The organism is Xenorhabdus bharatensis, assembly GCF_037996705.1.
In the GTDB taxonomy this organism is placed as follows: Bacteria; Pseudomonadota; Gammaproteobacteria; order Enterobacterales; family Enterobacteriaceae; genus Xenorhabdus; species Xenorhabdus bharatensis.
Genome location: NZ_JBBMXG010000007.1, coordinates 34,805 through 47,248 on the forward strand (window position 1 = coordinate 34,805; position 12,444 = coordinate 47,248).

The 12,444-nt window shown below is 43.0% G+C and carries 11 protein-coding genes; 8 read left to right on the forward strand and 3 right to left on the reverse strand.

The window, feature by feature from the left end; translation table 11 throughout:
* Positions 1-174 precede the first annotated feature (174 nt).
* Together pgm and seqA are read right to left on the reverse strand one after the other, a co-directional pair.
* Positions 175-1,815, reverse strand: a complete 1,641-nt coding sequence (gene pgm / locus AAC855_RS08445) for a phosphoglucomutase (alpha-D-glucose-1,6-bisphosphate-dependent) (RefSeq protein ID WP_340609147.1) — start codon at positions 1,813-1,815, stop codon at positions 175-177.
* Between the two features lie 133 nt (positions 1,816-1,948).
* Positions 1,949-2,482, reverse strand: a complete 534-nt coding sequence (seqA, locus tag AAC855_RS08450; RefSeq protein ID WP_099109086.1) for a replication initiation negative regulator SeqA — start codon at positions 2,480-2,482, stop codon at positions 1,949-1,951.
* Between the two features lie 261 nt (positions 2,483-2,743).
* Between seqA and ybfF the strand changes: the two genes are divergently transcribed.
* From ybfF to AAC855_RS08485, 7 genes are all read left to right on the forward strand, one after another.
* On the forward strand, positions 2,744-3,523 hold the full coding sequence (gene ybfF, locus AAC855_RS08455) for an esterase (RefSeq protein ID WP_340609148.1): 780 nt from the start codon (positions 2,744-2,746) through the stop codon (positions 3,521-3,523).
* Between the two features lie 306 nt (positions 3,524-3,829).
* Positions 3,830-4,585, forward strand: coding sequence for a class I SAM-dependent DNA methyltransferase (locus tag AAC855_RS08460; protein ID WP_340609149.1), 756 nt, complete (start codon positions 3,830-3,832; stop codon positions 4,583-4,585).
* 469 nt (positions 4,586-5,054) lie between these two features.
* A complete protein-coding gene (locus AAC855_RS08465) occupies positions 5,055-5,801 on the forward strand; it encodes a class I SAM-dependent DNA methyltransferase (RefSeq protein WP_340609150.1) in 747 nt (248 codons plus the stop codon).
* Positions 5,802-6,425: 624 nt separating this feature from the next.
* Positions 6,426-7,187 (forward strand): 5-oxoprolinase subunit PxpA, encoded by a 762-nt coding sequence (locus AAC855_RS08470; protein ID WP_340609151.1) that lies wholly within the window; start codon positions 6,426-6,428, stop codon positions 7,185-7,187.
* Between the two features lie 174 nt (positions 7,188-7,361).
* Positions 7,362-8,243 carry a 5-oxoprolinase subunit B family protein gene (locus AAC855_RS08475; protein WP_340609152.1) on the forward strand — a complete coding sequence of 294 codons (882 nt, stop codon included), beginning with the start codon at positions 7,362-7,364 and terminating at the stop codon, positions 8,241-8,243.
* An 8-nt stretch (positions 8,244-8,251) separates the two neighbouring features.
* Complete coding sequence (locus AAC855_RS08480) at positions 8,252-9,244, forward strand: 5-oxoprolinase subunit C family protein (protein WP_340609153.1); 993 nt, start codon at positions 8,252-8,254, stop codon at positions 9,242-9,244.
* 39 nt (positions 9,245-9,283) lie between these two features.
* Positions 9,284-10,549 carry a 4-aminobutyrate--2-oxoglutarate transaminase gene (locus tag AAC855_RS08485; protein ID WP_340609154.1) on the forward strand — a complete coding sequence of 422 codons (1,266 nt, stop codon included), beginning with the start codon at positions 9,284-9,286 and terminating at the stop codon, positions 10,547-10,549.
* Between the two features lie 203 nt (positions 10,550-10,752).
* Here AAC855_RS08485 and AAC855_RS08490 read toward each other — a convergent pair whose 3' ends face one another.
* Positions 10,753-11,559: an inositol monophosphatase family protein gene (locus tag AAC855_RS08490; RefSeq protein ID WP_340609155.1), complete on the reverse strand. Its 807-nt coding sequence runs from the start codon at positions 11,557-11,559 to the stop codon at positions 10,753-10,755.
* 389 nt (positions 11,560-11,948) lie between these two features.
* Between AAC855_RS08490 and AAC855_RS08495 the strand changes: the two genes are divergently transcribed.
* Positions 11,949-12,272: a hypothetical protein gene (locus AAC855_RS08495; protein WP_340609156.1), complete on the forward strand. Its 324-nt coding sequence runs from the start codon at positions 11,949-11,951 to the stop codon at positions 12,270-12,272.
* Positions 12,273-12,444: the final 172 nt, after the last annotated feature.

Consider the following 12,444-nt stretch of genomic DNA (forward strand, 5'->3'; position numbering starts at 1 on the left):
CTATACTCGATAAACTTCAAGTTACAACGGGTAATATGAAGTCAATTCTTATATCTCCCCACGTCTCGGGGAGATATAATACATGCACATCAATAATGTTTGCTTTAATAATGTTTGCTTTAACAAAAAAGCCGCAGCAAAAGCAGCGGCTTTTTTAATCAGCATCCGCGTCAATTAACCCGCAGCAAATACTTGATTAACAATCTCCTGAGCTTCCTGCTCGATTTTTTCACGGTGTTCCGCACCAAGGAAACTCTCGCAATAAATTTTATATGCTTCTTCAGTACCCGAAGGGCGAGCTGCAAACCAACCGTTATCACTCATCACCTTCAAGCCACCAATGGAAGCACCATTGCCGGAAGCGGTTGTCAGGCGAGCCGTAATTGGATCACCAGCCAGCGTGTCAGCTTTGACCATTTCCGGTGACAACTTAGATAGCTGTGCTTTCTGCTGATGACTTGCCGGAGCCTGAAGACGGCTATAACTCGGTGTACCAAAACGGGCTGCCAATTTGTCATAGCGTTGTTGTGGATTTTCACCGGTCACTGCCATCATTTCCGCTGCAAGCAGGCAAAGAATGATGCCGTCTTTATCTGTTGACCACGGAGTACCATCAAAACGCAGGAAAGATGCACCCGCGCTTTCTTCACCACCAAAGCCCAGTTCACCTTTATATAGCCCGTCAACAAACCATTTAAAACCGACAGGAACTTCCACCAGTTCACGCCCCAGATCAGCCACAACCCGATCAATCATGGCACTGGAAACCAGCGTCTTACCTACCGCCACTTTCTCAGACCATTGCGGACGATGGCGGAACAGGTAATCCACCGCTGTCGCCAGATAATGGTTAGGGTTCATCAGGCCGGCTGGGGTAATAATGCCGTGGCGGTCATAATCAGGATCATTGGCAAATGCCAAATCGAATTTATCCCGTAACTCCAGCAACCCAGCCATCGCCCAGCGAGATGAACAATCCATCCGGATCACACCATCACGATCCAGTGTCATAAAGCGGAAAGTCTGATCAATGTTATCATTCACCAACGTCAGATCGAGATTATAGTACTCACCAATACGCTGCCAGTAAGCAATACCTGAGCCACCTAAGGGATCGATACCAATTTTCAGCCCCGCTTTCCGGATAGCAGCCATATCGACAACTTCACCTAATGCGATGACATAAGGATCAACTAAATCCTGAGGGTGCAGATATTCACTTTTTAATACCTGTTCGTAAGGCTGGCGTTTAACGCCTTTCAGATTATCTGCCAACAATTCATTAGCCCGATTCTCAATAACAGACGTCAGATCCGTATCCGCCGGGCCACCATTAGGCGGATTATATTTAATACCACCATCTTCCGGTGGATTGTGGGAAGGGGTAATCACAATACCATCCGCCAGATTTTTTCCCTGACGGTTATAAGACAAAATAGCATGTGAAATAGCAGGCGTAGGTGTAAAACCATTATTTTCCTGCACAACCACATCAACACCATTCGCTGTCAATACTTCCAGTACAGAAATAAAAGCAGCTTCAGAAAGTGCATGCGTATCTTTCCCGATATAACACGGGCCAGTAATATCATATTGCTTACGTACTTCTGCAATCGCCTGAGAAATTGCCAGAATATGTGCTTCGTTAAAGCTATTACGCCCGGCACTGCCACGATGGCCCGAAGTACCAAACTTGACTTTATGGGCCGGATTTTCGGGATTGGGTTGTAAGGTGTAATACTGTGATGTGAGGAGTGCAACATTGATCAGATCATGCTGCTGGGCCAGCTGCCCTGCCCTAGGATGAATCGCCACTTTATTTCTCCTGAAAGGCTGCACCGGACAATCGCCAGTGCAGTATAAAACAGATATGCTGAACGGTTTAGAGAGTTAATTGATTAACAGCAGACTGCTGACTCAATCTAAATGCCGAACTTAAAAACTAAAACTAAATAGTGCCACACACTTTTTCAATCAAATTTACCGGTAAACTCATATCCTGCATAACTTGCTCAATCATGCTGCGTTTACGGTCAGTATTGGTGTTGGTGATCACCCAAAAAGGTGTGCCGGGAATATGGCGAGGTTTGGTCTGCTTACCGCTGGCCAGCAGCGTATGTTCATCACCGGCAAAATACGTGCGGGTACGCCCATGCATCGCTTCTGTTGTTCTGGCAAAACTTTCACTATCCAGACTATACAGTGTCGATAGCACTAACATGAAACGCTCAACGGATTTTTTCTTTTCGGCATATTCATCGGAAAGCAGTAACTCACGTATAACGCGGACAGTATCTCGGGGACGTACAGCTGGTATTTTGTTGACGGGTACAGGTTCACTGGCAGGCTGTGTAGTTTGTACTGGCTGCCCGGCGTCCAACTTCAGTATGCGCCGTAAAATATCAGATGCACTTTCACCGATATGCAGGGTTTGGCTTGCAATAAAGCGGTAAAGGTCTTCATCAACTTCTATCGTTTTCATTTCTATCCAGTACTGTTCTTAATGAAAAAATTATCCTCAGATTATAAGATATAATGCAACAAAACAAAACAATTAAACTTTCAATAACTTAAAGTGATTCTTTCTTAAATTGAGAATTGCAAAAAAAGAAACTTTTCCCCTAAAATAAATCAATCAGTTACAGCCAGTATCTCCTCATTTTGTTTGTCTCTGCTGATGTGTCATGATATTAAACTCTACAATATTAAACATTGTATGAACGTCATTAAACTCAGGCAAATTATGAAGTCAAACAATCAATTAAATTATCATTTACACAAACCCGAAAATCCGCAGTCTTCCACTCCCATTATCCTTATCCATGGGCTTTTTGGTGATTTAAACAACTTAGGAATATTAGGGCGTGATTTACAGCAATATTATCCGGTGATTCAGATTGATGTACGAAATCACGGTATTTCTCCCCGCATGGAAAATATGGATTATCGTGATATGGCACAAGATGTGCTGGCCCTGTTTGACGAACTCGATATAGCAAAAGCCATCATCATAGGTCATTCCATGGGGGGTAAAATTGCCATGAGCATGACAGCCATTGCCCCGGAGCGCATTGAAAAAATCGTGGTGATTGACATGGCTCCGGTTGCTTATCAGGCAAGGCGTCATGACAGTATCTTTGCAGCACTGAATAAAGTAACGGAAGCGGGTGTACAAACCCGACAGGCAGCTACAGACATCATGCTTGAGGATATTAAAGAAGATGGCGTGATCCCGTTTCTACTAAAATCATTCCGTCAGGGAGAGTGGCGATTTAACCTGCCGGTTCTACAAAAAGAATACGAAAAAATTATCGGCTGGGAAACGATTCCTGCATGGCATAAACCAGCCCTGTTTATTCGTGGCGGAAATTCCGATTACATTACGGAAGAATACCGGCAGGATATTATTAATCAATTCCCACAAGCCACGGCCTGGGTTGTGGCAGGAGCCGGTCATTGGGTTCATGCAGAGAAACCTGAAGCTGTACTCCGGGCAATTTACCGATTTTTAGGTACTGAATAAAAAGAATGGGATATCAATTCATTTTAATGTATGGGTTGATATCTTTACTGAAACGACCTGATATTACTACAGAATAATAATAGTCTTAAAATAAACCATACTATTTATTTATCATATTCATTAAAACAACATGCCTAATATAAAAATAATCATATCAAACTGAATGTTTATATATTAAGGTAAACCCCATAAAAAACATCAAGTATTATATCGATAACAAATTTAATTCTTATACAACAGCAAAAAAATTCCGCTTATTTTTTACCTTAGTTTTGTTTCTTTTATCTTTGTTAAGGACAGAAAGTAATGAATGAAAAAAATGTATATAATGCTATCGCTGATGTTTATGAAAGATTTTCAGATTCTGCTCCCCAGATCCATGTAGAAATCAGGACCGTTTTTGGGCTGGCAGGTGAAATACAGGGCAAATCAGTATTGGATTTAGCTTGCGGCTACGGCCTTTTTAGCCGGCTTTACAAAAGTCGTGGGGCATCAAAAGTTGTCGGGGCTGATATCTCAACTAACATGATTGAAATTGCCAGAAACAAGTCTCGTCAATATGGTGATAATATAGAATTTCATATCAGAGATGTCTGCAAAATGGAATCGCTGGGTAAATTTGACATCATTAACGCATCCTGGCTATTTTGTAATGCGATATCACTTGAAGAACTTGAAATGATGTTCCGCACAGTTGCTAATAATCTGGCACCTTCCGGTAAATTAATTGCTTACACCATTGAGCCTGACTACCGGTTAGCAAAAGGTAACTGTATTAATTACCTCTGCGATATTCAGAGCGAAGAGCACTGTAGAGACGGGCTTCTCTTTAAAGCCGAATTTACCCTTCCTTCACGTAACCCTCCTCTGCCTCCTGCGCCTTTTACAATGTATAGCTGGAGCCGTGAACAACACGCAGCGGCAAGTAATAAAGCGGGTTTGCAGATCGAATGGCATAAACCCATGCTTTCACAAAGTGATATTGATGAGCAACCAGCAGGTTTTTGGGATACTTACCAAAATAACTGCCATGAAGCCGCGTTTGTTTGTAAATTCCTATAATATCAGTCAGTCAAATTCTTCACTTTTCAACATAGGCTCATCAAAATGGCACTTTGGAGGGTGAAGAATATAAACGGTATTCATCACGATAACGTACTGTCCAATCTCACTATTGAATATAAAATCTAAAATATAATATCAACCCTGATATGAATATGGGTTGATATTCTTTCTAAAATAGAAGATTACCATTAATATACGAATTCAATTTCAATATGCGTGTTATATATCCCCGTGGTAACTTGAAGTTTACCGAGTATAGGAGCAGTAAGTTTTATTTGAATAACTTCATGTTAACCAAAAACAACACAAGCAAAATAAAAATGATCATATCAAATTTATTTCCAACAAATTAATATAAAGCACTTAAAATAAAACATCCCAACATTATAACAATAATAGATTTCATTTTTAAAAACAGCAAAACGTTTCCGCTTATTTCTTTTATCTTAGTTTAGGACAGAAAATAATGAATGATAAAAAATTATATGACCCTATTGCCGATGTTTACGAAAGTTTTTCAGATGCAGCTCCTCAGGTTGAGATAGGGATCAGGACAGTCCTTGAGCTGGCGGGTGATATACAAGGAAAATCAGTATTAGATTTAGCCTGTGGTCAAGGTCTTTTTAGCCGGCTTTATAAAAGCCATGGCGCATCAAAAGTTATCGGTGTCGATATCTCAGCAAATATGCTTGAGGTTGCAAAAAACATCTCTGAACAACACGGTGATGGTATTGAGTATCATGTCCGAGATGTCTGCAAGATGGAGTCATTGGGTAAATTTGATATCATTAACGCATCCTGGCTATTTTGCCACGCAGTCTCACTTGAAGAACTTGAAATCATGTTCCGGGTAATCGCTGATAATCTGGCACCTTCCGGGAAATTAGTTGCATATACACTTTCGCCTGACTATCGGTTAGCAAAAGGCAACTGTACCAATTATCTCTGCGATATTCTTAGCGAAGAACCCTACGGCGAAGGCCTGTTCTTTAAAGCTGAATTTATGGCTCCCCCACATCATTCTACTTTTCCTTTTACCATGTATAGCTGGAGCCGTGAGCATTTTGCAGAAGCAAGTCAAAAAGCCGGTTTACAGCTTGAATGGCATAAGCCCATGCTGCTACAAAGCGATATTGATAACCAACCAGCAGGTTTTTGGGACACTTACCAAAATAACTGCCATGAAACAGCGCTTGTTTGCCACTTCCGCTAATCTCCGTTAGTTATTCTCTTCATCTTTCGACTTGTACCAATACCATATCAAATTGAAGGATGAAGAGTAATGCAACAGGCTGCATCTCTATTGCAGGTAATATTGTTAAAACACAATTCAGTTATAAACTGAAAATATAAAAAACTCATACTTATTTAATGCTGAGGTATTATATTTAAATATCAATCCATAAGGATATTTTTATTATAAAATTAATATCAACTATTTCTATATATTTCAAACCATCTTCAAAAACTAACTAACCCTCAACGAACATGAATGAAGTTCCTGAAATATTATTTTTTGAAAAAATGTCACACTGAGCAAGCCGGACTTCAGTATTCTGAAGTCACCTTTCACATTATTGATACCATCCCAAAACACACTCTCATGTGGAAAAACCAAAGTCAATTCCGTGAAATTATGCCTATCTGATTAATTTCATAATACATCCAATGGATTTACCATGGTATTTAGCAAGATTATGTATCCGTTTAAACGAACACATGTTCTATACTCAATGGATGTTCAATATTTATCGCATGGGCATCAGAAAAAAATTTCTTCTTTTTGTCATACCATATTATATTTTTAACGTTCAGCTCACAATGTAAGCACATAACCATGACAAATATCGATCTCAACTCAGACATTGGCGAAGGATTCGGCCCATGGACTATCGGCGATAATGTGGATGAATCAATTATGGCGTTAATCAGCTCAGCCAATATTGCCACCGGTTTTCATGCGGGCGATCCCTGTATTATGCGCAAAACCGTGGCGCTGGCACAGCAAAAAGGCGTGTCCATTGGTGCCCATCCCGGATTCCGTGATCTTGTCGGATTCGGTCGCCGCCATATCAATACGACCCCACAGGAATTAACCAACGATGTGTTATATCAGCTCGGTGCATTACGCGAGTTTGCTGCGCTGTATAACCTGCCGCTACAACATATAAAACCACATGGTGCCTTATACATGCATCTGGCTCGTGACAACGATGCCGCACATTATTTCGTCTCCACGCTGCATAAACATGCTCCGGAATTGATCATATTCTGCATGCACGGTTCAGCTATCTGGCGTGAGGCAACCAAACTCGGTCATCCGGTGGTTTGTGAATTCTACGCTGACCGCGATTACGATCTCAGTGGTTCTATTGTATTCACCCGCCGGGTTGCGCCGCTCGATCCTGAAAGAGTCGCAGACAAAGTGTTACGCGCCTGCCAAGAGGGAAAAGTCCGTACCGTAGAAGGAGGCGATATTGACATTGAATTTTCCTCTGTCTGCCTGCACAGCGATACCCCCGGCGCACTTCCATTACTTCAGGCAATAGTCACCCGTTTACAGGATGCAGGCATCACGATTACACCTCCACATAAATGATTGCATATACAATACACAATGGATTTCAAGATGCGTCGCGGCGGCAAGGGAGGCCATCCCCACGAACATAACTAACCGTATGTTTATAAAAACGGTGATCGGGGTGAGTGAGCACAGCCAACAAAGAGGCAGCTTAAAAGACGAAGTGTATAAATTGAAAGAAGGAGTGCTGATATGTCTGACTCAGATTTACGCTACACCTTCGGCGGCGACGAACATCTTTTTATTGAAATCAGCGAATCCATGTCTCTGAAGGCATTCTTTCGCAGTATGTCGTTAACAAAAGCAATTAAAAACCTTGCACTACCGGGCATACTCGATATTTGTCTGGCAAATGCATCATGCCAGATACGCTTTAACCCGGATATTCTGCCTCCCCTGACATTACTGGAGAAAGTTCAGGCCGTAGCGGAACAAGAAAACACCGGAGAAAAACTCTCTACGCGCATTATTGAAATCCCGGTGCTTTACAACGATCCTTGGACGCATGAAACCCTGATGCGTTTTCGGGAACGCCATCAGGATCCACACGCCACCGATCTGGAATACGCAGCGCGAATCAACGGATTGCCTGATACTGATGCATTTATTGCCCAGCACAGTGGCGCTCCCTGGTTTGTTTCTATGGTCGGATTTGTTGCCGGATTACCTTTCATGTACCAGATGGTGGAACAAGAACAGCAAATTCAGGTGCCTAAGTATCTGATCCCACGCACTGATACCCCGCAGCTTTCGCTGGGACACGGCGGCTGTTTCGGCTGCATCTACTCTGTACGGGGTGCGGGGGGTTATCAGCTCTTTGGTGTCACTCCGGCCCCCATTTACGATACCCAACAGCGTCTGCCTTATCTTAAAGATTCTATGGTATTTTTCCGCACAGGCGATATCGTTCAGTTCAGGTCTATCAATCGTGATGAGTATGATCAGGCTATTGCACAAGTTGAACGAGAAGAGTTTACGCTGCGCATTCGTCCTGTTGAGTTTGACCTTGCGGCCTTTGAAGCTGACCCACAATCTTGCACTGCAAATTTGCAGGAGGGGCTATATGACGATTGAGGTGTTATATGTCAATTGAAGTGTTATATGGCATTAAGGTGCTGAAACCCGGGCTGTCAAGTTCAGTACAGGACGCTGGACGGGAAGGCTATTATCATTTAGGTATTCCGCCTTCCGGTACGCTGGATCGTTTTGGGCTGGCAGTAGCAAATCTGCTGGTAGGGAATGCACCGGATACGGCAGGATTAGAATGCACTCTGATGGGGCCGGAACTGCTTTTTGAGCAGGAAACCGTTTTCGCTGTCAGCGGGGCACCAATGGGCATACAACTGGACGGGCAGTCCGTTCCTCTTAATACCTGCCTGCTGGCGCAAAAAGGGCAGCAACTGAAAATCACCGGCTCATCTTTAGGTGCCCGTAGTTATCTTGCCATCGCAGGGGGTATCGATGTACCTCTGGTACTGGGTAGCCGCTCCACATACAGTCTCGGCTCATTGGGTGGATATCAGGGCCGCCGGTTGCAGGCCGGAGATACCCTTCCTGTAACCGCGTATTGTGGGCAAGGCCCTGTGGGTCATCACTTGCCGGAAGAGTTTAAACCGGAGTTTCATAAACATGCCGAACTTCGGGTGGTTCCCGGGATGTATATTCATCGCCTGACAGCAGAATCCGTTGATAATTTTTTCAGCGATGAATGGAGAATAAGCTCTGAATCTGATCGCATCGGTTACCGCTTTCTGGATGGGCGACCACTAAATTTTGTGGAGCGCACGCCACCGTTTGGCGCAGGTTCTGATCCCTCCAATATTGTGGATGCCTGCTATCCTATTGGCTCTATTCAAATTCCTTCGGGGCGGACTCCCATTGTCTTACATCGGGATGCCGTTTCCGGGGGTGGCTACATGACGCTGGGCACCGTCGTCAGCAGCGATCTGGATATCCTCGGGCAGTTACCTCCCGGTGCCAAAGTAAAATTTACCCAAGTGACATTACAACAAGCGCTGGCTATCCGGCATACGTTTCAGAAAAAACTGCAACGGCTGGTCACCGCACTATCCTAGTAACCCTACAAATTTATGCCATTTTCAGGAGAATAATTGATGAAAAATACAGAGTTGAATCAACGTCGTCTGAATGCTACTCCACGCGGAGTAGGTGTGCTGAGTGACTACTTCGCGCAAAAGGCGGAAAATGCTACTCTGTGGGATGTAGAAGGTAACGAAATCATTGATTTTGCGGCTGGCATTGCTGTACTGAATACCGGTCATCGCCACCCTGAAATCGTATCCGCAATTGAACAACAACTAAAAGCATTCACCCATACCGCATATCAAATTGTGCCTTATGAAAGCTATGTGACACTGGCAGAACGTATTAATGCGCTGGCACCAATCAACGGCCCGATAAAAACTGCGTTCTTCACCACCGGAGCGGAAGCTGTCGAAAATGCCGTGAAAATTGCCCGCGCTTATACCCGTCGGCCGGGAGTGATTACTTTCAGCGGTGGCTTTCATGGCCGTACTTTTATGGCGATGGCACTCACCGGCAAAGTCGCACCGTATAAAATCGGCTTTGGTCCCTTCCCCGGTTCTGTTTACCACGCCAAATATCCGAACGGGCTCCACGGCATATCAGTCGATAATGCTCTGGCAAGTCTGGAACATATTTTCAAAGCCGATATCGCACCGGATCAGGTTGCCGCTATTATTATTGAGCCAGTACAGGGTGAAGGCGGGTTTAATATGGCGCCTACCGAGTTTATGCAGGCGCTACGCGCCCTGTGCGATGAGCATGGCATTCTGTTAATTGCGGATGAAGTGCAAACCGGCTTCGCCCGCACAGGTAAACTGTTTGCGATGGAGCACCATAATGTAAAAGCAGATCTGATCACGATGGCGAAAAGCCTCGCGGGAGGAATGCCGCTTTCCGGCGTAGCAGGACGTGCAGAAGTGATGGATGCACCAGCACCCGGAGGGCTTGGCGGCACTTATGCGGGCAATCCATTGGCGGTGGCTGCCGCCCATGCCGTACTCAACATCATCGAAAAAGAACAATTGTGCGAACGAGCCAATCAGCTTGGTCAGCAGCTGGTGGAAATACTGGCACAAGCGCGTACTCAGTGCCCGGCAATCGCTGAAATTCGCGCTCTGGGTTCTATGGTTGCGGTGGAATTTAACGATCCACAAACCGGTAAACCATCGCCAGAATTTACCCGCGAAGTACAAACCAGAGCTAAACGCGAAGGGCTGTTATTATTGAGCTGTGGTACGCACGGTAATGTGATCCGTTTCCTCTACCCGCTGACGATACCGGATGCTCAATTCGGTAAGGCATTGCAAATTCTGTCACAGATTTTGAAAAACTAAACTGCATAGCCCCCGGATGTATTACCACATCCGGGATTTTCTATTTCAGGTTGCATATATTATACACAATGGATTTCAAGATGCGTCTCGGCGGCAAGGGTACTCATCCCCAAGAGCATAGATAACCGTATGTTTATAAAAACGGTGACCGGGGGACGTGAGCGTAGCCAACAAAGAGGCAACTTGAAAGACGAAGTGTATATTTAATTTTCAGCAGGAGAATTCATGACCTCCACCACCTGATCAAGCAATGCTGAATTACAGGCCGAAACCAGACTGCCACCAAACATGGCCCTTTTCCGGCTGCCATTCAGGGCACAAAAATCACCACCCGCTTCTTTAATACAGGGCAGAATTGCCGCACTGTCCCACGGTTTCATTATTGTATCAATCGCACAGTGCAACCTGCCGGCTGCAACCATCGTGTGCTGGTAGCAATCATTGACAAAAACAAAATCACGGGCAGATTTCACTAACTCATCCAGATTATAAGCCACTGTGCCATTTTCCAGATGATAACCGGAACCGTGTATACCAGAAGCTGAAATCACAGCATGGTTAACCGATATTGGTGAGTTATCCATCACTTTAAGCTGGCGTAACGGCTTGCCTTCCACACTCATCCAGCACCCTTCCCCTTGTGAAGCATAAACAACCGTAGAAATTGCCGGAAAACTGATTACCCCAAGTTTGGGTTCACCATTTTCGACAAAAGCCAGCAACGTGCTAAACAAGGGGACGCCATACAGAAACGCCCTTGTCCCATCAATGGGATCAATGATCCAGCCTGATTCGAATTTTTCACTGCCATCCAACCCAAACTCTTCTCCCAGAATAGGAACACCCGGGCTACGTTTTTCCAGTATGTTACGAATCTCTGTTTCCAGCATTAAATCAGTTTGAGTGACAACAGAGCGATCCGGTTTGTAGTCAAATTGTCCGGCTCCGTCAAACGCATCCTGAGTCCGCTTTCTGATTGTATTTACTGCTTCAAGGGCAATTTCCAGCATCTTTTTGTCACTCCTTAAGGTATCGTTTAACGTCATTTCAGCTTGGCAATTCTATGATGAAGGCCATAATTATGTCTTGTGAAAAACCTATTTTACAGAAAAATAAAAATATATTAAGAAAATAAAAAACATAAAAAAGAAAGTGAAATGGGCTTTGACATCATACTCATTTGAATGATTTATTATTTAATAATCATTTATTTAAATAATAAAAAAATCATCACACTTTCCTTAATTTAAAAAAACAAAAAGAAAAAAATAAAATGAAAATATATAATTAATTATAAAACACTTTCTAGATAATATTGACATATTGATATAAGTGCTATAATTAAAAACACACACAGCAAAGTTAAATTTTAAAATAAAAAGCAAAAAAGGAAAATATTATGAGATTTAATAATCTACTTAAAACTATTGTGTTTTTATTAGCATTTTCAGTTGGCTCTGCCTATACTAGTGGCATTTGTCCCCCTGGACATAATACCATGCAGGGATACGTAGGCATGATCGTCTATGATTCTCCATATATTTATTTTACTCTAACAAATGAACCCAATTATACTATAAACGTCATCAACCCAAAGGCAACAAACAATGATGAACAAAAAAATATAATGCTCAATCTATTAATAGATGCCAGAAACCATGATCACATAGTTAAATTAGACTGTGAGGATGGATGGGCCAAACGTCTATATACATATCAATAAAACAATACACCATCATTATTTATAAATTTATTTAACAAAAAACCAATGCTATTATAACTTATAATTTGATATAACTATAATAGCAACAAATACGTTATCTGACACTTTTTAATACCATACTTCTTTATCCATTATAGTATAAAAATGGCCCACTAACGTGAGCCATTTTTAT